Annotated in this window: 20 protein-coding genes; 18 read left to right on the forward strand and 2 right to left on the reverse strand. The window is 47.2% G+C overall.

Annotated features, from left to right (window positions below; translation table 11 throughout):
• Positions 1–2 precede the first annotated feature (2 nt).
• The 3 genes from truA to RWJ43_RS00240 all read left to right on the forward strand — a co-directional run bounded on the left by truA (position 3) and on the right by RWJ43_RS00240 (position 3,050).
• Complete coding sequence (gene truA, locus RWJ43_RS00230; protein WP_314006624.1) at positions 3–899, forward strand: tRNA pseudouridine(38-40) synthase TruA; 897 nt, start codon at positions 3–5, stop codon at positions 897–899.
• A 197-nt stretch (positions 900–1,096) separates the two neighbouring features.
• Positions 1,097–1,837, forward strand: a complete 741-nt coding sequence (locus tag RWJ43_RS00235; RefSeq protein WP_314006626.1) for a hypothetical protein — start codon at positions 1,097–1,099, stop codon at positions 1,835–1,837.
• A 199-nt stretch (positions 1,838–2,036) separates the two neighbouring features.
• Positions 2,037–3,050: a glycosyltransferase gene (locus RWJ43_RS00240; RefSeq protein WP_314006628.1), complete on the forward strand. Its 1,014-nt coding sequence runs from the start codon at positions 2,037–2,039 to the stop codon at positions 3,048–3,050.
• A gap of 51 nt (positions 3,051–3,101) precedes the next feature.
• On the opposite strand, the gene RWJ43_RS00245 is transcribed toward RWJ43_RS00240, so the two are convergent.
• Positions 3,102–4,268 carry a glycosyltransferase gene (locus RWJ43_RS00245; protein WP_314006630.1) on the reverse strand — a complete coding sequence of 389 codons (1,167 nt, stop codon included), beginning with the start codon at positions 4,266–4,268 and terminating at the stop codon, positions 3,102–3,104.
• A gap of 73 nt (positions 4,269–4,341) precedes the next feature.
• Between RWJ43_RS00245 and RWJ43_RS00250 the strand changes: the two genes are divergently transcribed.
• The 3 genes from RWJ43_RS00250 (at position 4,342) to nrdG (ending at position 8,633) form a co-directional block, all read left to right on the forward strand.
• Positions 4,342–5,331 (forward strand): glycosyltransferase, encoded by a 990-nt coding sequence (locus tag RWJ43_RS00250; RefSeq protein ID WP_314006631.1) that lies wholly within the window; start codon positions 4,342–4,344, stop codon positions 5,329–5,331.
• 423 nt (positions 5,332–5,754) lie between these two features.
• Positions 5,755–7,977 carry an anaerobic ribonucleoside-triphosphate reductase gene (gene nrdD / locus RWJ43_RS00255; RefSeq protein WP_314006633.1) on the forward strand — a complete coding sequence of 741 codons (2,223 nt, stop codon included), beginning with the start codon at positions 5,755–5,757 and terminating at the stop codon, positions 7,975–7,977.
• A 113-nt stretch (positions 7,978–8,090) separates the two neighbouring features.
• Complete coding sequence (gene nrdG, locus RWJ43_RS00260; RefSeq protein WP_314006635.1) at positions 8,091–8,633, forward strand: anaerobic ribonucleoside-triphosphate reductase activating protein; 543 nt, start codon at positions 8,091–8,093, stop codon at positions 8,631–8,633.
• Positions 8,634–8,701: 68 nt separating this feature from the next.
• Here nrdG and RWJ43_RS00265 read toward each other — a convergent pair whose 3' ends face one another.
• Positions 8,702–9,649, reverse strand: a complete 948-nt coding sequence (locus RWJ43_RS00265; protein ID WP_314006637.1) for a DMT family transporter — start codon at positions 9,647–9,649, stop codon at positions 8,702–8,704.
• A 201-nt stretch (positions 9,650–9,850) separates the two neighbouring features.
• Here RWJ43_RS00265 and RWJ43_RS00270 point away from each other — a divergent pair, with 201 nt between their 5' ends.
• The 12 genes from RWJ43_RS00270 to RWJ43_RS00325 all read left to right on the forward strand — a co-directional run bounded on the left by RWJ43_RS00270 (position 9,851) and on the right by RWJ43_RS00325 (position 25,476).
• A complete protein-coding gene (locus RWJ43_RS00270) occupies positions 9,851–10,735 on the forward strand; it encodes a DegV family protein (protein WP_314006639.1) in 885 nt (294 codons plus the stop codon).
• 35 nt (positions 10,736–10,770) lie between these two features.
• Positions 10,771–11,964 carry an iron-containing alcohol dehydrogenase gene (locus RWJ43_RS00275; RefSeq protein ID WP_314006641.1) on the forward strand — a complete coding sequence of 398 codons (1,194 nt, stop codon included), beginning with the start codon at positions 10,771–10,773 and terminating at the stop codon, positions 11,962–11,964.
• A gap of 93 nt (positions 11,965–12,057) precedes the next feature.
• Complete coding sequence (locus RWJ43_RS00280; RefSeq protein ID WP_314006642.1) at positions 12,058–12,516, forward strand: fructose PTS transporter subunit IIA; 459 nt, start codon at positions 12,058–12,060, stop codon at positions 12,514–12,516.
• 150 nt (positions 12,517–12,666) lie between these two features.
• A complete protein-coding gene (locus tag RWJ43_RS00285; RefSeq protein ID WP_314006644.1) occupies positions 12,667–13,239 on the forward strand; it encodes a DJ-1 family glyoxalase III in 573 nt (190 codons plus the stop codon).
• Between the two features lie 3 nt (positions 13,240–13,242).
• Positions 13,243–14,586, forward strand: a complete 1,344-nt coding sequence (locus tag RWJ43_RS00290; protein WP_314006646.1) for a DNA repair protein — start codon at positions 13,243–13,245, stop codon at positions 14,584–14,586.
• Positions 14,561–14,797: a hypothetical protein gene (locus RWJ43_RS00295; RefSeq protein WP_314006648.1), complete on the forward strand. Its 237-nt coding sequence runs from the start codon at positions 14,561–14,563 to the stop codon at positions 14,795–14,797. The genes RWJ43_RS00290 and RWJ43_RS00295 overlap by 26 nt, the downstream gene beginning before the upstream one ends.
• A gap of 49 nt (positions 14,798–14,846) precedes the next feature.
• Positions 14,847–15,446, forward strand: a complete 600-nt coding sequence (locus tag RWJ43_RS00300; protein WP_314006649.1) for a hypothetical protein — start codon at positions 14,847–14,849, stop codon at positions 15,444–15,446.
• Between the two features lie 54 nt (positions 15,447–15,500).
• On the forward strand, positions 15,501–16,202 hold the full coding sequence (locus RWJ43_RS00305) for an ABC transporter ATP-binding protein (RefSeq protein ID WP_314006650.1): 702 nt from the start codon (positions 15,501–15,503) through the stop codon (positions 16,200–16,202).
• Positions 16,203–16,204: 2 nt separating this feature from the next.
• Entirely contained in the window at positions 16,205–19,537 is a 3,333-nt protein-coding gene (locus RWJ43_RS00310; RefSeq protein ID WP_314006652.1) for an FtsX-like permease family protein, read from the forward strand.
• Between the two features lie 80 nt (positions 19,538–19,617).
• On the forward strand, positions 19,618–22,662 hold the full coding sequence (locus RWJ43_RS00315; protein WP_314006654.1) for a DUF4422 domain-containing protein: 3,045 nt from the start codon (positions 19,618–19,620) through the stop codon (positions 22,660–22,662).
• Positions 22,663–22,716: 54 nt separating this feature from the next.
• On the forward strand, positions 22,717–24,834 hold the full coding sequence (gene ligA, locus RWJ43_RS00320) for an NAD-dependent DNA ligase LigA (RefSeq protein WP_314006656.1): 2,118 nt from the start codon (positions 22,717–22,719) through the stop codon (positions 24,832–24,834).
• A 273-nt stretch (positions 24,835–25,107) separates the two neighbouring features.
• Positions 25,108–25,476 carry an arsenate reductase family protein gene (locus RWJ43_RS00325; protein WP_314006658.1) on the forward strand — a complete coding sequence of 123 codons (369 nt, stop codon included), beginning with the start codon at positions 25,108–25,110 and terminating at the stop codon, positions 25,474–25,476.
• Positions 25,477–25,582: the final 106 nt, after the last annotated feature.

Here is a 25,582-nt window from a genome sequence, read left to right on the forward strand (position 1 = left end):
TCATGAACTCAGAAACATCACAGAATATTGCATCAAATTGCAGTTTTGATGCATGCGAGGAGTCTTCGGCTGAACCTTCAGTTCCTGAGACTCTCGCTGAAGCTTCTTCTGAGCCTGAAGCCACGCTTGTTATCCAGCTAGGTTATCGCGGCGCTGCATTCTGCGGCTTTGCCGAGCAGCCCACTCAGCGCACCGTGGCAGGCGACCTTCGCCGCGCGCTTCAGACCGTTTTGCGCAGAGAGGTCGAGCTCACCTGCGCGGGCAGAACCGACGCCGGCGTGCACGCCCAGGCCCAGTACGTGAGCCTGCCTGTGTACGGCGCTGAGCTGGCGCTGTCTGGCGAGAAACTCGTCCGCTCGCTCACCGCTCTGACCGACGATGACATCTCTATCCGACAACTCTTTCGTGCCCCACAGGGTTTCTCGGCACGCTTTGATGCCCAGGCTCGCTCGTACCGCTATCGCATTTGTGCAGATAGCGCTCGTCCCGTGCTGGGCTGGGACCACGTGTGGTGGTACAACGGTCACTTGGATGCAGAGCTTATGGACAAGGCGGCGCAGGCGCTGGTGGGAGAGCACGATTTCAAGAGCTTCTGCAAGGCAATTTCTGCCGAGGGCAAGCCAACGCATCGTTTTGTGGAGCGCCTTACCGTTGAAGAAATTGAAGAGGCTGGCGAGAAACTCATTGCAGTTGATATTACGGGTAACGCCTTCTTGCATAACATGGTGCGCACGATTGTGGGCACACTGGTTGAGATTGGCCGAGGTCACAGGCCTGTTGAGTGGATCGACGAGGTTCTAGCTGCTCAGAATAGAATTGCTGCTGGCAGTTGTGCACCTGCTCAGGGCCTCACGTTTGAGAGCGTTCGCTATCCAGAGGGTGTTTTGCAACCCTGGTAGCGCTTTCGGTTCCTTGATTGCGTCGTAGTTTCTGTGTGCCAATCCAGCTCCATCGGTCTTCTCGCGCCGTTTACGAAGTCTTTTCTACCACTTGTATTGTGTGCGGTGGTTTCCTTTGCAAAGAAATAGCATCATAGAAGAGAGCGTCTTTTTAGGAGCTCTTGCAGAACTGATGCACAGTGAGGCAGGGAGCCAATATGTTTAGGAAAAGAGAAAGATTTGAGCGCAGCGATGTCCCGCGCGAGAGTCCCTATACCAACGTGATTGGCCTTGCCGTAATTGCCATTGTTGCTGTTCTTGTAGGCATTGTTGTTGTAACTCTTTGGGATCGCGCGCAGCTTGAGTCTCACTTGGGAGATCATGGGCTTAACAAGGCTGTAAAGAGCCAAAGTGTTTCAGGCAATCCGGATGGCACTACACAATCTGATGATGACTTTCTTACCTATGCCGTTATCAGCACAAATTCGCTTAAGGCAGGGGAGTCGACGCTTCAGTCTGTACGGCTTTTGGTCATTGATCGTACGCAGGGAACCGGCCATATAGTGTCTATTCCTACTGATGTGTATGCAGAAGTAGACTCAAACGCTAAAACACTGGCAGATATTTACAAAGATGACGGTCAGATCGCTTTTGTTAGCGCACTTGCTTCTGTCACCAACATCAAGATTACGCACGTTATCATTGCCACAGATGATGTGTGGGAGAAAATCTCGGCACTTTCTGGTTCGGGCGCTCGTTCACTGGTAAGCAATGCTTCTAGTTTGTTGTCTTCAATGATTACCGATATGAAGCCCAATCAGCTTCTTGAGCTTGTAGAGATTGTGCAGCCAATTGGCGTGTCTAATCTTGAGCATGATGAAGCTCCTGTTGTTGAAGGTTCAAGTGGCACTACCGTTGACCCTACGGCCTTAGGAAAGCTTGTTGGTATGCTCGTATAGACGTTATGGGCGTTGTGTGTAGCGCCGCTCCTACAAAACAGGTCAGATGTCCACATAACAGCAGTTAAACACGTTATGTGGAGAGATTTTGATAGAATAAAAATGTCTTTTTAATTCACTTTTTACGGGTAAACTGGTATCTAAAATTTAGGACCAGTTTGGGGGATGTGGAATGCACGAGCGCTCATACAATCCACATATGATTTCGGTTCTCATGGCTGCTGATAATGATGCTGATGCTATTAGAACGGTAATTAGGCAACTGCAAGAGCAAACCTACCCTCATTGGGAGCTCATCATTGTTGACAACAGCTCTGACCCTCAGATTGCTCGCATGCTGGATAACCTTGCTAATCAAGAACCTCGTTTAGATGTCTTGTGCCAATCGGGCATTAGCCATTTTGTTGCGCTTGAGATTGCTCAGGGTCGTGCTCGCGGAGCCTATACGCTTACCACTGAGCCTTCTTATAGGTTTAATCCCCATGTTTTGCAGAAGCTCTATGCTGCAGCTACTGCCCTCGGTCCTGTTGGTTCACCTAAAGCGGCAGATATTGTTATTGCGCACATGAAAAACGCCAATTCACCTATGGAATGCAAAAAGGCTTTTGGTGCAAAGGCTTCTGCGTTGTCGCAGGTATTTGAGGAGTCACAGCTTCCTTATTTGACGTCTATGAGCGGAAAGCTGTGCTCAACTCGTATTTTGACCGATATCAAACATGAGCCAGAGACTGATGGCGAATGCAATTTTGTAGGCTACTGTTTTGAGATTGCAAAAAACATCACGTATGCTCCAGAGGCAATTTTTGTAGATGTACCAGCAGATTCTTCTAAGGAAGAAGATGATATTACTGTCGCTATGGATAAACTTACCCAAGAGCGTCAGGCACTTGGTGCTCTTGCCAAGCATCTTGGCTTTGCAAACTCCAAAAAAGTTCAAAAGTTGATTAGTCGTTATCTGATCAGCAAGCTTCTTAAGAACATGTATCCCGTTTTTAACGGAGAGTCCCAGCTCAGCCATGAGGAGAAAGAAAATCTGATTATTAAAATTCTTTCTAATCCCGTAGCTCATCTGATTGTTACTGAGGCAACTTCTCCGCGATTGGTTGCTCACGCTTTGCTTGGTGCCATTTTGTCTACCACAGTGCAGGCACGCTATGCCTATGCACGAAGAGCTGTATGGTATGCGCGTTTTATGCGTATACCACTTGCGTAAGTAACTTCATGTAAGGTTGGACGGTATTTGGTCGCTTGATGTTCGTCAGCCTTAGCGCCTATCCATAAGCGATTTGAATGTCTGTGCAATGCCGTCGTTTTTGACGCGGAAGAATCCCTCTTTGGCTAGATATGCATAGCGAGCAAACTTATCATCTTTTGGCAAATCAATACCTCTCACCTGCGCAAAGAGCGCCTTTCCTGTGCTCGAGATTGCAGGGTTTTCAAACACGCGCTTTGCATCCATGCGCTCAAAGCTCTTGGCGAGAAGATCGTGCACTTCTGAGTCAATCTGACCTGCAGCACCATGTTCTTCTCGCCAGATAAGTGCGTCTTTTGTGAGCAGTGCGTAGTTGATACCGCGCAGCGTGAGCGCGTTGAGCACTACGCCTGAGGTGATGTTGCGTGCATCCACAACGTCCATCATGTCATTCCAGCGCTCAAGCGGAATTTTGGGCTGACGCTGCGCAAAGGTGGCAGCTTCTGCATAGCCATTCTCGCGATAGTTGTAAAGCGCTGAGTCTGTGTACACCAAACGGGTACCACAGCAATGTGAAGCAATAAGGAAGGGGTTGTCTGCCCAGCCTGCACCAGGGACTTCTTTAAAGCTGATGTTGTTCTGGGTCAAGAATTCTTTGCGATAGAGTGCCGTCCAAATGGCAGGATGGTGCAACAGAAGCTGAGCCATCTGGTCAATAGAACAGGGCTGATGCTTGGGTTTGACGCGGCCCTTATAAGCGCATGGAATCCTGTGCTCGCCAGAACCAGCAGCATTTTTTACCTGCGCTTTTACTCCTGCTCGACCGTTTTTCTGATTGCCAAACACACGCCAATACGCAGAACGTGCAATATCTACCTGGTCTTCTCCGCCGTTTGCTTGGATAAGATCAACAAGCTCTTGAACCATAGTTGGCTCAAGGTAATCGTCAGGCTCAACAATTCCTACCCATGTGCCGTGAGCTGCGGCAATACCACGATTACATGTTTTTCCGTAACCTTCGTTTGCTTTATCTATGATGACAAGGCGCCCATCGCGGGCAGCATATGCTTCTAAAAGAGCTAAAGACGAGTCAGTTGAGCCGTCGTTTAAGCAGATAATCTCCAGGTTGGTATAGCTCTGCGATTGAATGCTTGCCAGGCACTGCTCCAGATAGTCTGCAACGTTGTATATGGGCACAACAAGAGAAACCAAAGGTTGGTGGTTTTGAGCGTGACTCATCTAAACTCCTTTTGATTGCTGCTTTATACTATAGAGGCATCAACTCACTCACGAAGTCACATTTTGAGGAAATATGAAGCGCACCGCCCTTGTCATAGTCACCTTTAAACGCCAGGAACTGCTTTCCAACCTGCTCAATTCCATTACGCAGCTCACGCAGGCTCCATGGCGCATCATTGTTGTGGACAACGAAAACTCTTCTGAGACAGCCTCGCTTGTGTCGGAGTTTTCGGAGACGGTCAAAACCACGTGGGGAGAAACCACTGATGATCCCGACGCTCACGGTGGCACTAATCGCGTGTGTTACGTCCCTATGGAGCAAAACACCGGTGGTTCCGGTGGCTTCTCTGAGGGTGTGCGCGTAGGTTATGAGCTGGGCGCCGAGTGGTTCTGGGTTATGGACGATGACGTAGCTGTGCTGCCTGATGGTCTTGATAAGCTTGACGCATGGTCAGATAAGGCTGAGGTTATTCAAGGCCAGCGCTACGACTTTGATGGTGGTCCTTTCTTCTGGCAGTATCGCTTTAGCACCGCCCTGGGCATCTACAATCCGCTGGCAAAGGCTGGCTTTGACGGTGTACCTTATCGCGAGTGCAATGTGATGTGCTTTGAGGGCGCCTGCTTTAAGCGCTCTGTAGTGCAGAAGATTGGCCTACCTGACGCGCGCTTCTTTATCTATTGGGACGATGCTCTGTATGGCTATTTGGCCAGCAAGGTAACGCAGCCTATTTTGATTCCAGACTTTGTTCTTTCAAGATGTCGAGAAGTTCCTGGTCAGAGTATTGGTTCTGTGCGTCAGCTTAATTCAACCTCTGACATGACACGCTATTACATCACGCGTAACCGCGGCTATATTGCCCGTTACTTCCAGGTTCACGGTGATTACAACCCCGTGCTCTTTGGTGTTGGTACTGCGCTGACCTTTGCAAAAGAGATTATTCGACTCATTTTGGTAGACAGAGCGCACTTCTCGTCTGGTCTTTCTCGCCTTATAAAGGGCTGGAAGGATGCACGCCTTATCTATAAAGACGCAACCTGGCGTCCACAGCCTCCACTAGACTAGCCATCAAAGCTGACATTTTGTGTCGGCTTTTTTAGTCCCCAAACGCCCAACAAAAGTGAGTACTGAGGGGTGAATTGTGGCGCATTTGTGAAAGGCGACGAATGCCTACTTACAAAAAATCGAATTATTTTATGACCATTAATAAATTTTGTAATTAGCGAAGTTTCTAGCTAATTTTCTACCTGCAGAGATATTGGTTGCCGCAACGTGTCAATACATAATTTTGTATTCGTGTGGAAATTTCACAATATATTGTTATAGTTCTCGAACCCAAACACTATAAGTTGTGGCATAGTAGTTTCCATCACACAAGCGGGTTCCCAACTACTTCGCTTAGGCAAAAGCTTAGGAACCGCAGTGATAATCCAATTAAACACGCATGAAAGCGTTGCTTTCACCAACGTTTGTTCAAGGAGTTTGCACATGAAGATTATCAAGCGCAATGGCTCAGAGGTCACCTTCGAGGTTGAGAAGATTGTTAACGCAATCGCTAAGGCTAACGCAGAGGTCCCTGAGGATCAGCGCCTGACTGAGCGTGAGATTCAGTTTGCTTCCCTCAACGTTACCGATGAGTGTGAGAAGGCTGGACACACCGTCACCGTCGAGGAGGTCCAGGACCTTGTCGAGGATCAGCTCATGGCTCTTGACCGCTTTGAGGTTGCTCGTAAGTACATCATTTACCGCTACATCCAGAACCAGAAGCGTCACAAGAACACCACCGATGACAAGATTCTGTCTCTGATTGAGTGCAACAACGAGGAAGTCAAGCAGGAGAACTCCAACAAGAACCCTACCGTTGTTTCTGTTCAGCGTGACTACATGGCTGGTGAGGTTTCTAAGGACCTCGTTCAGCGTGAGCTTCTTCCAGAGGATATTGTTGCTGCTCACAACGAGGGTCTCATCCACTTCCACGATTCCGATTACTTTGCACAGCACATGCACAACTGTGACCTCATCAACCTTGATGACATGCTGCAGAACGGCACTGTTATCTCCGGTACTCTGATTGAGCGTCCACACAGCTTCTCCACTGCATGCAACATTGCAACTCAGATCATTGCTCAGGTAGCATCCTGCCAGTACGGTGGTCAGTCCATCTCCTTGGCTCACCTTGCTCCATTTGTTGATGTTTCTCGTAAGAAGATCCGCAAGACCGTTATGGAGGAGATGAACTCCGTCGGTGTTGAGCTCTCTGCTGAGCAGCTCAACGAGATGGTTGAGAAGCGCCTTCGTGATGAGGTTTCTCGTGGCGTTCAGACCATTCAGTACCAGGTTGTCACTTTGATGACCACCAACGGCCAGGCTCCTTTCATTACTGTCTTCATGTATCTCAACGAGGCAAAGAATGAGCAGGAGAAGGAGGACCTTGCACTCATCATTGAGGAGATGCTCCGTCAGCGTTACCAGGGCGTAAAGAACGAGGAGGGTGTCTGGATTACTCCTGCATTCCCTAAGCTCATCTACGTTCTTGAAGAGGACAACGTTTACGAGGATTCCAAGTACTACTACCTCACTCAGATGGCTGCAAAGTGCACCGCTCGCCGCCTTGTCCCTGACTACATCTCTGAGAAGAAGATGAAGGAGTACAAGCTTTCTAAGGGCGAGAAGGAAGGCGAGGGCGATACCTTCACTTGCATGGGCTGCCGTTCCTTCCTGACTCCAGACCGTTCTGGTAATGGCTTCAACAACGTTGCTCGCGCAAAGAACTATGAGCCAAACAAGCCTAAGTACTACGGCCGCTTCAACCAGGGCGTTGTAACTATCAACCTTCCTGATGTTGCTCTTTCTGCTGGTCGCGATATGGACAAGTTCTGGAAGATCTTTGATGAGCGTCTTGAGCTTTGCCACCGTGCACTCCGCGCTCGTCACGATCGCCTGAAGGGTACCCTGTCCGATGCTGCTCCAATCCTTTGGCAGTACGGCGCACTTGCTCGCCTGGACAAGGGTGAGGTTATCGATCCTTTGCTTTACGGCGGATATTCCACTATCTCCCTTGGTTATGCAGGCCTATACGAGTGCGTTAAGGCTATGACTGGTCACAGCCACACTGACAAAGAGGCAACTCCATTTGCACTCCAGGTTATGCAGCACATGAACGATAAGTGCACCGAGTGGAAGGAAGCAGAGGATATCGATTACTCCCTCTACGGAACTCCTCTTGAGTCCACTACCTACAAGTTTGCTAAGGCACTTCAGCGTCGCTTTGGTGTTATCCCAGGCATCACCGATAAGGGCTACATCACCAACAGCTACCACGTCCACGTTGCAGAAGAGATTGACGCATTCCAGAAGCTCCAGTTTGAGTCTGAGTTCCAGCGTCTTTCCCCAGGTGGAGCAATCTCTTACGTTGAGGTTCCTAACATGCAGGACAATATCGAGGCTGTTCTCAGCGTCATGCAGTTCATCTATGACCACATCATGTATGCAGAGCTCAACACCAAGTCTGACTTCTGCCAGGAGTGCGGTTATGACGGTGAGATTCATATTGTCGAGGAGGACGGCAAGCTGGTTTGGGAGTGCCCACACTGCGGCAACCGTGACCAGACCAAGATGAATGTTGCTCGTCGTACCTGCGGCTACATTGGTACCCAGTTCTGGAACCAGGGCCGTACCCAGGAGATCAAGGACCGCGTCCTTCACCTCTAAGATTTATGTACTAGACAAACGAGCAGAAGAGCGCCTTGGCCCTTCTGCTCGTTTTTATTATCTCTATCAGGTAACATCCACAATATGTGAAAGTTACCCATCAAAGGTTATGTATGAACTATTCAAATATTAAGTTTTCAGATATTGCAAATGGTGTTGGCGTAAGAACAACTCTGTTTGTTTCAGGCTGCCGTCTGCACTGTGAAGGCTGCTTTAATTACGAGGCGTGGGACTTCAAGAGCGGCGGAGAGTTTACTCCAGAAGTTGAGCAAGAGATTATTGACTCTCTTGCACCTGTCTATATCAACGGTCTTTCCATCCTTGGTGGAGAGCCTTTTGAGCCGGAAAACCAAGAAGGTCTTGTTGAGTTTGTCGAGAAGGTCAGAGCTACCTATCCACAAAAGAGCATTTGGATGTATTCGGGTCACACCTGGGATCAGCTGACCGAGGGAAAGTGGCACACAGAGTACACTGATCGCATTCTGTCTTGTATTGATGTTCTGGTAGATGGTCCATGGGTTCAGAGCCTTCACGATATTACCTTGCGTTTTAGAGGCTCCTCCAACCAGCGTCTTATTGATGTTCCTAAAACGCTTACTTCAGGAGAGATTACACTTTGGTCCGATGGACCTATGCTGAGCTCTCGTGAGATGTAAGAGCTCCAAAACGCAAAAAAGCCCGCGTATGCAGGCTTTTTGTTTAGGGTCGTGTTGTATAGAGAGCTTTAGTTTTCTGAAGGAGTTTGGGACTCTGCGGGTTTCTCGCCAAGCTCACTGATAAAGATTGCAACAAAGATAACAATGAAGCCCAGGAAAATTGTAGGGGTAATAACTTCGGCAAGGAAGATAACGCCAAAAACTGCTGCAAAAATACTGTCCAGAGAAATAATTAGTGAGGCCTGAACAGGAGCAACTGACTTCTGTGCGCGGTTCTGCAAAACACCAGTCAGTGCGGTTGCAATAAGAGTGATGTAGGCGAGAGCAACCCAGGCATTTGTGGACAATACCGCAAAATTGGGAACCGTTTCAAAGCAAAGCGCGTAGGCAAGGCAGGGAAGGGCACTCACGCCAAGCTGCACCACCGTAAGCGTGATGATGTCGTATTTGTGAGCAAGCTCGGCAGTAAGCACAAAAACGAAGGCAAAAATAATGGCTGAGAGCAAGGTCATCTGCTCGCCCAAGCCAAACGAGAACGAAAAATCAGTGCCCAGTGAGATAAGACCAATGCCAGCTACGCATAAAAAGGCTGCAAAAATACTGGTTCCATGAGGTTTTTTCTTTGCAATGAGCCAGTTTACAAACGGAATCATCGCGCAATAAATTGATGCAATAAAAGCAGCTTTACCTGCAGTGGTATAAGCAAGAGCTCCATTTTGGAACAGAAATCCTAGACCGTTAAGAACGCCTAAGAGCACGCCGTATTTGATATGTGTGACATTCAAGTGTTCTTTAAGTTTTTTTCTAAAGATGATGGCAACAATACCTACGGCAAAGACAAAACGTAAAGTCATAAGCCAAGCTGCCGAGATGTAACTAATTGCATCTTTGATAACGACAAATGACCCGCCCCAGATAAGTGCGCAGACAAGAAGAGCAAACTTCCATACAAGCGCAGAAGAAGTATCTAGTGTGAGTCTGGAAGAGTTTCTAGTAGAAAGATCTGATAATGCCACGCGCTATCCATTCCCGTCGAAGATAAAAGTTAAGGTATAGGTAGTGTTCTGAGAAAATCAAACGCGTGCAAGTATACGTGATTTTGCACTTGAAGGGCCCCACAAGCAGCATAAAAATGAGATTAGAAGTATACTCACATCTGAAAGAAAAATAAGTGTGTGCGATTGTTTTATGCAAGAAGATATTTCAAGGAGACTTGTATGTCCAACTACGTTTTGACCTGTTGTTCTACGGCCGATGTAAGTGAGAAGTACCTTCAGTCACGTGATGTGAAATACGTATATTTCAACTACGAGCTTGACGGTGTTCAGTGCAAGGATGACTTTGGTCGCACTAATGCACCAGCTGATCTCTATAAAAAGATGCTTGCAGGTGCTGAGTGCCGCACTTCACAGGTATCAATTGGTGAGTACATGGCCTTCTGGCGTCCTTTCCTGGAGGAAGGCAAAGACGTTCTTCATGTTTCGTTAAGTTCTGGCGTTTCTGGAACATACGAGTCTGCTTGCCAGGCAAAGGTAGAGATTGAGCAGGAGTTCCCTGACAGAAAGATTGAGGTTGTTGACTCTCTGCAGGCATCTTCTGGTTATGGTCTCTTGGTAGATGGTCTTGCCGATAAACGCGATGAAGGCCTGTCTTTTGACGAGGCAGTTGCATGGGCTAAAGAAGCACGTCATCGTGTGTATGGCTGGTTCTTCTCTACAGATTTGACCTTCTTTGTTCGTGGTGGTCGCATTTCTAAGACAGCTGGCTTACTTGGTGGCATGCTTAACATTTGTCCTGTTATGGATGCCGAGGCCGACGGCTCTTTGGCTGTTAAAGAGAAGGCACGTGGCAAAAAGAAGGCAATTGCTCGCGTTGTTGAGATTATGACTCAGACTGCTGAGCGGGGAAACGCTTATGCGCGTAAGGTGTTTATCTCTAACTCCGAGTGCGCTTCTGATGCTCAGGCTGTTAAAGAGCTTATTAAAGAAAAACTTCCTCAGACAGGCGATATCAACATCTTTACTATTGGTGCAACAATTGGCGTTCATACTGGTCCTGGAACTGTTGCAACGTTCTGGTGGGGAGAAGAGCCTCGCGCTTAAGATGTTGCTCGAGTAGGTAAGAAAGGGCTTTAGTCATGGTTAATTTTGAGTACGTTGTACCTACTCAGGTGGTTTTTGGAAAAGATACTCAGCTTCGTGCGGCAGAGCTTGTCTCTGCTCACGGAGGCAGCAAGGTGCTAGTGCATTTTGGTGGCAATCATGTGGTAAAGAGCGGATTGCTTGACCAGATTCACCAGCTTTTAAGCGATGCTGGAATTACGTATGTTGATTGTGGTGGAGTTGTTCCTAACCCTCGTTTAGAGCTTGCAGAAGAAGCTGTAGAGCTGGGTAAACGCGAGGGTGTTGACTTCATTTTGGCTATCGGCGGCGGGTCTGTCATGGATTCCGCTAAGGCGATTGCATACGGCCTGGCCAATGACATTTCTCTTGAAGACCTCTATTTGCATAAGGTCAGTGTTTCAAAGGCAACTCCTATTGGTGTCATTTCTACTATTGCAGGAACTGGCTCTGAGACCTCTGATTCTTCCGTCATGAACATTACGCTGGCTGATGGTCGTGTGCTTAAGCGTTCTTATCACCATCAGAGCGGCCGTCCTTACTTTGCCATCATGAACCCAGAGCTCACTTACTCTGTGAGTGCGTATCAGACGGCGTCAACAGGCGCTGATATCATGATGCACACCATGGAGCGCTACTTTACGCTCGAGAAGGACGTGGCACTCACTGACGAGCTAGCTGAGGGGCTCTTACGCACCGTAAAAGAAGCTGTCTTGATTGCTGTCAAAGAACCAGAGAATTACGCTGCACGTGCAGATTTGCTCTGGGCATCGTCGCTTTCTCACTGCGGACTTACCGGAACTGGTCGCGTAAGCGATTTTGCTTCTCATGCAATTGAGCATGAGCTTAGCGCAAAGTATGATGTAGCTCACGGTGCTGGTCTCACGGCTATTTGGGCAAGTTGGGCTCGCTATGTTATGAGCCAAGATCCAGAGCGCTTTGCGCAGTTTGCGGTTAATGTTTTTGGAGTTCAAAATAACTTCCATAATCCAACAGCTACGGGCCTTGCGGGAATCGAAGCTTGGAACCAGTGGTGTCATGCAATTGGTATGCCAACCTCCCTTGCAGAGCTTGGAGTTGCCCCTTCTGAAGAGGATATTCTTCAGATGGCTGAGGGCACTATTGACGCTCGCGGTGGAGACCATGCAGGCAACTTTATGCAACTTAAAACAGCAGATGTTCAGCAGATTCTGAGGATGGCTCTAAAGTAAAGTTTTTCAAGGCAAATTTTGTTTCATTGCGGGTATTATTACTACATACGAAGTTACTGAGCCACAAAGCTCAAACATACGGAAGGAAGATTCATGAGCGGTTTTGTTAAAGCAGACAACGTTTTTGTTAATCAGAACGCAGCGAGCCGTAATGATGTCCTGCGTTTTATTGCCAATAAGGCTCAGGAGGCTGGCGTAACTGATAATGCAGACGCTGTTTACAACGCTTTCCTAGCTCGCGAGGAGATGGGTGAGACCGGCATGACTGACGGCTTTGCAGTTCCTCACGCAAAAGACGCGGCTATCAAGGACGCAGCTGTCTTTGTCTTCAAGAACAACACCCCTCTTGAGTGGCCTTCTTTTGACGAGAAGCCCGTTGATGTTGCTATTGCACTGCTTGTCCCAGATGGAGAGGCTGGCACCACTCACATCAAGCTTCTTTCTAAGACCGCTGTTCTTCTGATGAGAGATGAGTTTAAGTCCTTCCTTCGTGGCTCTAATGATCAGGAAGCTATCGCTCAGGCTATTAACGAGGGCATTAACGAGGAGTAGGGTTTCTCGCCAGGCTATAGGGGGCTTGACGGGTACTTTCTGTAACAGTTTAACTGGGTAAAATTTTGGACACTCAAGCACAAACTTGAGTGTCCTTTTTTGTGTAAAAAGGCGTACACTTGTACTAGTTTTAGTCGAGAAGGGAGTCAGATGTTAACACCATGTACTGACAAGCGCGTTGCTGTCTTTTTTGCTGATGGTTGTGAAGAGATTGAGGGACTGAGCGTTGTTGACGTCCTGTATCGTGCAGGTATTCCCTGTGACAAAGTGTCTATCTCTGATTCTTTGAGCGTGACTTCTTCTCACCAGGTTACTTTTTTAACAGACAAGCTGCTCAGTCAGGTCTCGTTTGATGATTACAGCATGTTGGTGCTTCCTGGTGGTCTTCCCGGAACCACTAATCTTGAAGCTTGTGAGCCACTTATGCAGGCAGTTGATGCGTTTGCAGCAGATGGTCGTGCGCTTGCCGCAATTTGTGCAGCTCCTTCAATTTACGCTAAGCGTGGATTGCTTGCGGGTAAGAAGGCTACGTCTAATCCAGGTTTCCAGCATTTTCTCTCAGAGAATGGCGCCAATCTTTCGCAAGATGCGGTTTGTGTTGATGGCTCTTTCATTACCAGCCAAGGTGCAGGAACCGCTCTTAAGTTTGGTCTAGAGATTGTCCGTTATCTTGTAGGTAATGACGTGGCAGAAAAAGTTTCTCAAGGTATTGTGCTTATCTAAGCCATGACACCTTCTCAAAAACAGTACCTGGTCATTGATTTAAAGAGTTTCTACGCATCGGTTGAGTGTGTTGAGCGAGGCCTTGATCCTATGAAGGCTAAGCTTGTTGTGGCAGATCTTACCAGGACAGAAAAGACAATTTGTTTGGCGGTTTCACCGGCGCTTCGTGCGTTGGGTGTTCCTGGACGTTGTCGCGTTTTTGAGATTCCCAAAAACCTTACTTACGAGGTAGCGCCTCCTCGTATGGCTCTATATGTGGAGCGCTCTGCAGACGTTTATTCGGTGTACCTCAAATACATTGCCCCAGAAGACATCCACGTTTACTCCATTGACGAGGCATTTATCGATGTAACACCGTACTTATCGCTTTACGGATGCACAGCAAGAGAGCTAGGCGAGAAGATCCGTGCAGACGTAGCAAAAACCACTGGTATCCCTGCTACTTGTGGTTTGGGCCCAAACTTGTACCTGGCAAAAATTGCGCTTGATATTACGGCAAAGCACAGCCCAAATTTCTTTGGTGAGCTTGATGAAGAGTCATACAAACTTAAACTTTGGAACCATAAACCTTTGACTGATTTTTGGCATATTGGTGCAGGTATTCAAAAGCGTCTTGCGGCAATGAATATTCACACCATGGGGCAGCTTGCCATGGCTCCTACAGAACCTTTGTATAAAGAATTTGGCGTTGATGCAGAAATTCTTATTGATCACGCATGGGGCATTGAACCAACTACCATTGCAGATATTAAGGCCTATAAGTCTCAAAGTCATTCAGTTTCAACAGCACAGGTCTTTGATCACAACAGAGACACAGAAGGTGCGCGCCTCATCTTTAAAGAGATGGTCGAGGCGTTGACGTTAGAGCTTGTAACGCAAAAGCTGGTCTGCTCTTCTATTGGCATCTATATTGGCTACTCGGCAACAGAGAGCCAGATGGAAGAGCTGAGGCAAACAGGGGATTATAGAAACTGGAGAAGACATATTCCCTCCAGTAGTGGTACTAGGAAACTCTCTTACCCTACTAACTCTAGAGATGAGCTTATGGCAGAGGTTTTGTCTTTCTTTGACGAGCGAGTAATACCTTCAGAAAGCGTGCATCGCGTTGGCCTTACCTTTGGAAACACTCAAGAAGAAACGGGCTCAGGTATTCAGACGTCGCTTTTCCAGGACAACACTGTTTTAGAAAGAGAACGCCAGCGTCAAGATACTATCAATGCCATAAAGAAGAAGTTTGGTAAGAATTCTTTGCTCAAAGCTATGGACTTACTTCCCGAAGCAACTGCACGGCAGAGAAATGCTCAGATTGGAGGACACCGTAGTGGAGAAGAAACCAATGAGGTCTAAACAGGGTTTCTCGCCAGTAGAAGCTAGCGCAAAAGAGGATGCGTTTGCAGCGCAGATGCACTACGGACACCCTCGCATGTCGCGGGCAAACAGGGCAAAAATATTTATGCCTTTTGATGCTCTGAAAGGTTTACGAGAAGCCTTGGCAGAAAGAGAACAAGAAGCTCAAGACCATATAAAAGACTTTCATGACTTACCACACTGGTCATAGGTTTATACGATAAAATAGACAGGTCGTATAAAGAAATCGAGGAGGTTTCATGAACCCCAAAGCAAAGATTGCCATTCCAGCAATTGTGGCTCTCATTTTTATCGTCATTGATTTTGTTGCACCAGTTCAGTATCTCAGCTATTTCCACACGGTATTTAACTTTGCAACTCGTCAGACAAACCCTATTTCTCTGATTCTTGCACGTATTACCTATATTATTTTCCTGTGCTATCTTTTTGCTGCGGTTTCAGGTCTTTTGAGGGGCTTCCGTCCTCGTCTTAGGTGGGGTCTTTCCATTCTCTCTGTAGTTGGTTTGACTTCCGCACTTACCGAGCTCTCTGTGATGATTTCTATCAGCCAGGCGGTAAACTTCACCACCCTTATTCTTAACATCATGATTGTGGGCTTCTTGTTCCTCACGGCTCTTCTTGCACTTCTCATTTGGGTTCGTGCTAAGAAAGAGTTTGACCAGCGTCAGGCTGATCTTGAGGAGGAAGAGGTTGTTGTTTCTCCAATGCCTCTTGCTACCGAGGGCGCAGAGGTTGCTCCTGTAGTTCCTGTAACTGCAGAGGCTGCAGCAGCACCTGAGGTACCAGCAGCTCCAGCAGCACCTGAGGCTCCTGCAGCACCAGAGGCTCCACAGGAGTAGTTGCTCACCCACTCTCTTCTTGTTTGGAGGAATTCTTACTTATAGGAGAACCGTATGTCTTTTGTTGAATTTAAAGAGGTAACAAAGACGTATACCATGGGCTCCGTCAAGGTACACGCTGTCCATGACATGAACTTCTCCATAGAAGAGGGCGAGCTTTGCGTAATTGTTGGCCCATCAGGTGCCGGTAAAACAACTGTCTTAAATATGCTCGGAGGTATGGATACCTGTACCTCCGGGTCTATTTATTTAGACGGAAAAGAAATTGGCGGGCTTTCGGAAAAAGAAAGAACGCTCTATCGCCGTCATGACATTGGCTTTGTTTTCCAGTTTTACAATCTTGTTCCTAATCTCACTGCAAAAGAAAACGTTGAGCTTGCTTCTCAGATTTGTCTTGACCCTATGCAGCCAGAAGATGCACTTCGAGCTGTTGGTCTTGAGCATCGTATGGATAACTTCCCAGCTCAGCTCTCCGGTGGAGAGCAGCAACGCGTTTCTATTGCACGCGCTTTGGCAAAGAATCCGCGTCTTCTGCTCTGCGATGAGCCAACAGGTGCGCTGGATTATAAAACAGGAAAGCAAATTCTTAAGCTCTTGCAGGATATGTGCAAAGAGCAGCATAAGACCGTGGCTATTGTCACGCACAACTTTGCGTTCACTCAAATTGCCGATAGGGTAATCCACGTTAAAGAGGGTCAAGCTCAATCGGTAGAAATTAATCAGCATCCAGCTGACGCACTTACTGTCGAGTGGTAGTTATGCCCCGCGCTCTTTTTACCGAGATTACTCGGACCATCAAAGGGTCTCTCGCCAGATTTCTTGCAATTGCAGGAATTGTGGCGTTGGGCTGCGGCTTCTTTGCGGGACTCAAAATGGCAAGCCCTGACATGCAAGAAGCGGCTCATGCGTTTTATGCAAACCAGCATCTTTATGACCTTCGCGTCATCTCAACGCTTGGATTAAGCGAGAAGGACGTTTCTGCCCTGGCGTCAGTTGAGGGTGTTGAAACGGTTATGCCTTCTCGTACGGTAGACGTTATGGCTACACTGACATCTTCGCAATCTACTGCTCGTGTGAGTTCTTTTAGACCTGGTGAGCTTAATCAACCAACAGTTGTGGAGGGAAGGCTTCCTCAACGGCCTTACGAGTGTGTGATGAGCGCGGATCCCAAGAAACGTGCAGATATTAGCCTTGGTCAACAGATTGAGCTGCCAGACACTTCAAACGGCGTTCATTTAAAGGGTGGTTCGTACACGGTTGTTGGTTTTGTAAATGCACCAACATATCCGTATGTAAGCAATTTTGGTACTACATCGTTAGGCAATGGCATTGTCCAGCAATTTGTGTATGTCACGGAAGATGCTTTTGCAAATGATGACCCTTATACCGAAGTGTATGTGACAGTTCAGGGTGCTACCAGTTATAAAAGCGGCTCATCAGACTATCAGAGTGCCGTTGATAGCGTTGCAGAACGCATCAAGCAAATGAATCCATCGCTAGCAACTCTTCGCTTACAAGAGCTCAAAGATGACGCTCAGACTCAAGTTGATGAGGCTCGTCAAAAGCTGGAGCAATCAAGGCAGGAAGCCGCAGATAAACTAGGGGATGCTCAAAAGAAGCTTGATGACGCGGAAGCGCAGATTTCCGCTCAACAGCAAAAACTGGCTGATAGTCAGCGTCAATATGATGCGGGACGTCAGCAGCTTACAGCTTCTCGCTACAGTGCTGAGCGGCAATTTGCACAAGCGGAAGCTCAGATTACTGCCTCAGAGGCTCAGATAGCTCAGGGTACAGCTGAGCTCAGTGCAGGAGAGGCCCAGTATCAGGCTGGTCTTGCTGCCTATAATGCAGGACAAGCAACGTTTACACAGCAAAAGAGTGCGTTTGAAGCGGGTAGAGATGCGTATCTTGCGGGGCTTGCTGCGCAAGGCATCACCGCTTCAAGTCTTGAAGAAGCGCAGCAACGACTCAGCGCTTTAGGTCTGGCAACTACGCAAGTAGACGCCCTTCTCGCCACACAAGCGCAGATTACGGCTGCAGAGACAGAATTGGCTACCCAGCAGCAGACTCTTGCGGCTGCGAGGGAAGAGCTTGATCAGCGCACAGCTCAACTGCATGAGGCAGAGTCACAAGTGGCTCAGACGCGTCAGGATTTGAGTGAGGCGAGAAGTGCTGCTGCAGATCAGCTGTCTGCGGCTCAAGAAAAACTTGCTGCGTCGCTTAGTCGCCTGAGCGCAGGACAAACAGCCCTCCAAAGTGCAGAAGCTCAGACTAACGAGGGAAGACAGAGTCTTGAGGAGCAACGCACTGAGGTTGAGAAACAACTTGCTGACGGTCAGAAAGAGCTTGATGAAGCTCAGAAGAAGATTGATGAGCTTAAAGAACCTGATGTGTATGTACTTGATCGCACAAAAGAGATTGGTGTTGCAGCTTATCAAGCAGACTCTGAGCGTATCAATGATATTGCTAATGTATTCCCGCTGATGTTCTTCTTGGTTGCAGCTCTGGTTTCACTTACCAGTATGACGCGTATGGTTTCTGAAGAGCGTACACTTATTGGTGTTCATAAGGCGCTTGGTTATTCAACCGCTCAGATTGCGGCAAAGTACCTGTTATATGCCTTGCTCGCCTCACTTTTGGGTGCTGTTATTGGCATAGCATGTTTAAGTCAAGTGTTGCCAGGCGTTATTATCTCTGCATACGGGTCAATTTATACCATTCCAAATGGGGGAGCTCCTTATTCTATTCAGCTTGACAGTGTACTACTCTCTGGACTTTCCGGTATAGGCATCACGCTTCTTTCAACCATGGCTGCCGTTTTATCCTCATTGAAAGAAGAACCATCTAGCCTCATGCTTCCAAAAGCTCCAAAAGCGGGCTCAAAGATTTTGCTTGAGCGCGTTGAGCCTCTATGGTCCAGATTGTCTTTCTCGTGGAAAGTTACAATCAGAAACCTTGTCCGCTATAAGCGACGCTTGATTATGACGCTGGTAGGAATTGCTGGATGTACTGCGCTTTTATTGGTGGCTTTTGGTCTTAGAGATTCCATTAGCGACATCATTGATAACCAATGGCCAGCTATTTCGCATTATGACTACATAGTGGGAATGACTTCTGATGTTTCTGAGGAAGAAGCAAATCAGATTAATGCAGAGCTTAATCAGGTGGGCGCTACAAATATCCGCCGCATAACCAGAGAAAACGTTCTTCTTGAGTCTTCTACACAAAAGGCAGGCTCACTGACAAGAACAACTATTATGACCAGTGATTCTCTTCAAGACCTCACGGGTTTAGCTACCCTGCGCAATCGTCTTTCTGGTCAAACAATAGAGCTTGGAGAAGATTCGGTTGTAATTACAGAAAAGCTTGCAAAACGGCTTGGGGTAGGCGTGGGAGATACCATTCAGGTCTATGCTCAAGACAGAATCGGAAACGCTTCTGGCGAGCCAAGTACGCTTACTATTACAGGAGTTGCCGAGAATTACGTTGGGTCGTATCTGTATCTGGGACCTTCAGCATGGCATTCTCTAGGTATTCAAGATCAAGCAGCGGACGGCTGGTATGCAACGCTTCCCGAAGATCAAGCAACGAGAGAGGCATTTGGAGAAAAGCTTATTAACCAGACAGGAGTTGCAACTGTTGATGACGTCAATGAAGCTATCCGCACCTATAGAGAATCACTTGCCGTAGTTAATCGTGTTGTAGCTATTCTTATTGTGGCTGCAGCTCTGCTGGCATTTATCGTCTTGTATAACCTCACCAATATCAATATTGAAGAGCGCATTAGAGAAATTGCAAGCCTCAAAGTACTTGGATTTACGCGTCATGAAGTTGATGCCTATGTCTTTAGAGAGATTGCTTTGTTGGCCATCTTTGGAGCGTTTTTTGGACTTGTTCTAGGAACATACCTTGAGGGATTTGTAGTTCAAACTGCTGAGATTGACCTTGTTATGTTTGGTCGAGCTATCCATGCACCAAGCTATTGGTTTGCCTTTGGACTCACGCTTGTCTTCTCGCTGTTGGTATATGTTGCCATGCGACCTAAGCTCAAAAATATTGATATGGTTGAGAGCTTGAAGAGCGTCGAGTAGACATCTTTTGCCCGCCCAAGAGAGGCATATTTTAGATAAGATAGAAGATAGTTGAGATTGCTTATTTATAAGGAGTTGGTATGCCTAAGGTTTCTTTTGTAATTCCTGCATACAACATCGAATCATACATTGGGCGTTGTATTCAAAGTGTAAAGAATCAGACATTTGGTGATTTTGAAGCAATTATTGTTGATGACGCCTCAACAGATTCCACTCCAGAGAAAATTGTTACAGCAGTAGGTGATGACTCAAGGTTCAAGGTTGTCACTCATCCAACCAATCAAGGCCTCCATCTGGCACGTAAAACTGCTGCAGCTCATACAAAAGGTGAGTGGGTCTTTTGCCTAGACGGTGATGATGAGGTTACTTCTGATTTTCTTGAGCAGGTAGTTGCTCGTATTGATCAGAACCCTGTTGATATTCTTCACCTTGGCATTACTGTTATTCCAGAAAATGGCGTTGATCCAACTGATGCAAAGTCTTTTGAGAGCTACATTAACCAACAATCAGACTTTACTCAGGGTGACGATATCCTTCGCATTATTTATGATGAAGGCTATGGACAGAAGCTTGATTGGCGAGCTACGCAACGCTTGTATCGCGGAGAACTTTTCCGCTCTGCCTTTGCAGAGATGACTTCGGAGCGCCTGGTAAGAGCAGAAGATGCCTATGAGGTATTTATCCTGGCAGATAAGGCTCAGACCGCCGATGGCTTTGAGTTTTGCAGAGGGTTTTTGTACCACTATGGTATTGGTGTAACTGGCGCTTCTCGTATTTCTTTAGATAAATTTGGAGAGTTCTGCTATCAGTTCTTGGACAACATTGACCAGGTAGAACTCTATATTGGCAAATCAGATAACATTGCGCATCTCAATTCGTTTAGGGGCATGAAGCATAGATTGTTGGAGCTTCTGAGTGCTGAGTGGAGATTCCGTCTTGCTCCTGAAGATCAAGAGACAGCCCTTGAGCCGTTTGCCATTCTCTTTGGACCATCGGTAGCTGCTCGAGAGCTTTATCGTTTTGTAAGAGATGAAGCATACGAGGCCATTGCCACTGATACTGAGCTTCCAGAAGACAGCGATGCATATCGCTTTAGAAAGTATGCAAAGAAGTATGCTGATCTGATGAATCAAGATGAGGGGCTGTCGTTTGATAGGGCAGTTCGCATGAAACAGATTGCCGATGAGCACATGGAGTATCTAGAGAGAAAGCACATGGTAAAGATGTTTGAGCAGCAGCCTATTCGCATCCTGATTACTTCTCATAAAGATGTTGATGTTCCCGCAAGTAAGTACCTTCAGCCTATTCAGGTAGGACCAGGCCAGAAGACCAATCGCTTTACGTATATGCTCCATGACGATGAGGGCGATACCATTACCGAGAAAAACCCCATGTACTGTGAGATGACTACACAGTATTGTGCATGGAAGAACATCACCAATGCTCGCTATGTTGGCTTTGGTCATTATCGTCGCTACTTCAACTTTCCCGATACGGTATATCCAGAAAATCCGTTTGGTGAGGTTATGGATGACTTCATTGATGAGGATGCTATCAAGAAATATGGTCTTGATGATCAGACCATAGCTCAGTGCATTGAGGGCTATGACCTCATTACTACTGGGGTAAAGGATATTCGTAAATTCCCCGGAAGCGCTAACACACCTCTTGAGCAGTACCATTCCGCTCCGCTGCTTCATCCAAAGGATATGGATACTATTGCTGCGCTTATCATTGAGCGTCATCCAGAGTATGCAGAGGACGTAAACGCTTTTCTCAACGGTCATCAGCAGTGCTTCTGCAACATGTATATAATGCGTAAAGAGCTCTTTGATCGCTATGCAGCATGGGTGTTCCCACTTGTTGACGAGTGGACTGCCCGTACTGATATGTCCACCTATAGCAAAGAGGCCCTAAGAACCCCAGGTCATCTGACTGAGCGCCTTTTTAATATCTGGCGTATGCATATGCTGCGTACAGAGGGCAAAAATTGGAAGGTAAAAGAGCTTCAATGCATTCACTTTACTAATCCAGAGCCTCGTCAGAAGTTTATTCCTCTCTTTGAAGAGAAGCCTGAGATTGCAAGCCAGAACGTTGTTCCTGTTGTTTTTGCAGCAGACAACAACTATGTTCCAATTCTTACCTGCGCTATGGGCTCAATGCTTGAAAACGCCGATCCTAACCGTTTCTACGATGTGGTCGTTCTCAACACCAATATTGGCGGATCAAAGCAGGAGCTGGTTAAGAAGCACTTCTCGCGTTATAAGAATGCTCGTATTACGTTCTATAACGTGTGGCGCATGGTCAAAGACTACAAGCTAGACACTAATAACGCTCATATTAGTGTTGAAACGTACTTCCGCTTCTTGGCTCAAGACATTCTTTCTGCTTACGATAAGGTTGTCTATCTTGACTCTGACCTTGTGGTTAACGGTAATGTTGCAGAACTGTATGACGTAAGAATGGGCAATAATCTTATTGCGGCAACGCTTGATATTGACTATCTAGCAAACCTCAACATTCGCGGCGGAGACCGTATGAAGTACAGCCTTGACGTGCTTAATCTTAAGAATCCTTATGCCTACTTCCAGGCAGGAGTTATGGTCTTCAATACTGCTGAGCTGCGCCGTTATCACACTGTTCCGGAGTGGTTACGTATTGCAACCAATCCGATCTTTATCTACAACGATCAAGATATTCTGAATAGCGAGTGCCAGGGTCGTGTTGTCTATCTACCAGCTGACTGGAACGTTACGCACAACATTTTTGGTCGTGCCGAGAAACTCTATCCAATGGCACCAAACAGCGTTTTTGATGATTATCAAGCAACCCGCCGCTCACCAAAGATTGTTCACTTTGCCGGTGCTATTAAGCCTTGGCAGAACGCCAGCTGCGACATGGCTTCCTATTTCTGGAAGTACGCGCGTAATACCCCGTTCTATGAGGTCATTATTCAGGACATGGTGCCAGGCGCCAGAAATGACGCAGATGTCACGGAGTTCCACGAGCGCGCTCTTTCTGATGCAAGTCCTCTGCGCAAGATTATTGACCCTCTTGCACCATATGGTAGTGCAAGGCGAGAAGCCCTTAAGGCCCTTGGTAGAACCTTAAGAGGACGCAAATAAATACCTGGTAGGTGCAAGATTTCTTGCACCTACGTTTTTATGTTTGGAGTAGTAATGGCAGCATTTTCGCCAAAAGACGCCGCTCGTGCAGCGGAGCTTAATAGAATCTTGAACCATGCGGCATATGCCTACTATGCTCTTGATAATCCAGAGCTTACTGACGCTGAGTTTGACCGCCTGCTTATTGAGCTCCAGCAGCTTGAGGCAGCATATCCAGAGCTTGTAACTGAGGATAGCTATACGCAGCGCGTAGGCGGCTATGTTTCTGAACAGTTTGAGCCTGTTCAGCATGCTGCTCGTATGTATTCCATGGACGATGCCATGAACCTAGAAGAGCTGGATGCATGGCTTTCCAGAACTGATGAGGCTCTTGGCGCATCGCCCACTAATCCTGTGGCATATACCTGCGAGCTTAAGATTGACGGCTTAGGTGTTGCACTCACATATCGTGACGGTCAGTTTGTACGTGCTGCTACACGAGGCGACGGTAGCACGGGAGAAAACGTCACAGCAAACGTTTTAACTATCTCTGACGTCCCACGAGAGCTTGCTTTGGCTGGTCTTGAGCAGGTAGAGAATAGAGGTCTTAACCAGAGCATTGAGGTGCGCGGTGAGGTTTATATGCCAAAGCACTCCTTCATTCGTCTGAATGAGGATGCGGACGCTGCTGGTAAACAGCCTTTTGCTAATCCAAGAAATGCAGCTGCTGGATCTTTGCGCCAGAAGGATCCAAAGATTACAGCACACCGAGACCTTGAGACCTTTATCTACGCAGTAGCCGATGAAGGCCCTCTTGATGTTCACAGTCAGTGGGAGTTTTTAAACTGGCTTCGTAGCTGCGGCTTTAATGTTAATCCTCATGCCCGCCGTTGCCTGAGCGCTCAGGAGGTCCACGATTTCTGCGCGCAAGCTCTTGAGCAGCGAGGAGATCTTAACTACGACATTGATGGCGTGGTAGTAAAGGTTGACTCATTTGCGAGCCAAGAGGCTCTAGGATTTACTTCTCGCGCTCCTCGTTGGGCTATTGCATTTAAGTTCCCACCAGAGGAAAAGCAGACCGTTTTGCGAGAAATTCGTATTCAGGTAGGTCGTACGGGCGTACTCACACCTGTTGCTGAGTTTGATCCCGTTACTGTTGCAGGTTCTACCATTGCGCGTGCAACCCTCCACAACCTTGACGAGATTCGTCGTAAAAACGTGCGCGAGGGCGATACCATCATTGTCCACAAGGCAGGAGATGTCATTCCAGAGGTTGTAGGACCAGTTTTGAGTCTTCGACCTGCAGATGCTGTTGAGTTCCAGATGCCAGCTACCTGCCCAAGCTGTGGCAGCCCTGTTATTCAAGAAGAGGGAGAGGTAGCCTTCCGCTGCGTCTCTATTGATTGTCCCGCTCAGGCAGTTGAGCGTCTGATTCACTGGGGTAGCCGTAAGGCCATGGACATAGACGGCCTTGGCGACGAGCTTATTAACCGTATGGTTGAAGAGGGCGTTCTTTCTGACGTAGCTGACTTCTATGACAAGCTTACTGAAGAGGTGCTGGCCTGTATGCCTACAGGTCGTGTGTACGACACAGATACTGCAGACCACCTTTCTGGCGATAGCATTCCCGTGGGTCATACTATTGCTAAGAAGGTTATGGCACAGGTTGAGGAATCAAAGACGCGAGGTCTTGGCCGCGTGCTCTTTGGTATTGGTATGAGGCATGTTGGCGCTAACGTTGCAGAGCTCCTTGCTCAGGAGTTTGGCTCTATCCAGGCGCTTGCTACAGCCCCTGTCGAGAAGATCGCTGAAATCTCAGGTATTGGCCCTAAGATTGCAGAGTCTGTACACGAGTTCTTCTCGATATCAGAAAATGTTGCCGTTATTGAGCGTCTTCGTCAGGCGGGTGTAATGCTCGAGGAAGAGAAGCCAGAAAACGAGCTTCCTCAGACGCTTGCTGGACTTACTTTTGTTTTAACGGGAACCCTTGAGCACTTCACACGCGATGAGGCTGGCGCCCAGCTTAAAGCCATGGGAGCAAAGGTTTCCGGCTCTGTATCTAAAAAGACAAGCTTTGTAGTGGCAGGAGAAGCTGCGGGATCTAAGCTTACAAAGGCTGAAAGCTTAGGTGCTCCCGTACTTGATGAGGCTGCGCTTCAGCATATTCTTGAAACAGGCCATGTACCTGCATAAATGTGTATGTTCAGTAACAAAGTGATGATTTATAATGCCTTGTTACTATCAGTAAAAAGGAGACGACCAAATGAAACTAATAAAAAACAAGTATGTTTCTCTTGGAATGATGTTTTTGATTTTAGCAATCATCCTGAATGTGGCATCAAACGTTAATGATCTATTTGTTGGTATGCTCTATGGCATATCCCTAGGAGTATTGATTTTAGGATTGCTTACTACTCAAAGAAGTTTGCGTTTATGTAATCGATAATCTCTTTAAAAGGAACAGGTATGGTAGATAAAAACATTTTGGTTCTTTGTTATTCTCGCTGCACTACGTGTAAGAGAGCTCTCAAATGGCTTGATGAGCATGGTGTTTCTTATACACTGCGTGATATTAAAGAGGAGAATCCAACTGCTGAAGAGCTTGCTGAATGGCACAAACTGAGCGGTCTTTCTATCAGAAAGTTCTTCAATACTTCAGGTATGGTGTATCGCGATAATAACATCAAGGAGCAGCTTGATGCAGGTATGAGCGATAGTGACGCCTATAATTTGCTTGCTACCACAGGCATGCTGGTCAAGCGCCCATTGGTTGTTGCAGGCAATACCATTCTTCTTGGATTTAAAGAGCCTGCATGGGAAGAAACACTTCTGTAGAACCAGCTTCTTCAGCATGCATCAGTTTGTAGATAAGCGTTAGCAAAAAGGCGACTACTAAGTGAACTGCCTCCCATTTCTTATGTCCAAGAAATGGGAGGCAGTT

The organism is Lancefieldella parvula, assembly GCF_963530955.1.
Taxonomy (GTDB): domain Bacteria; phylum Actinomycetota; class Coriobacteriia; order Coriobacteriales; family Atopobiaceae; genus Lancefieldella; species Lancefieldella parvula_A.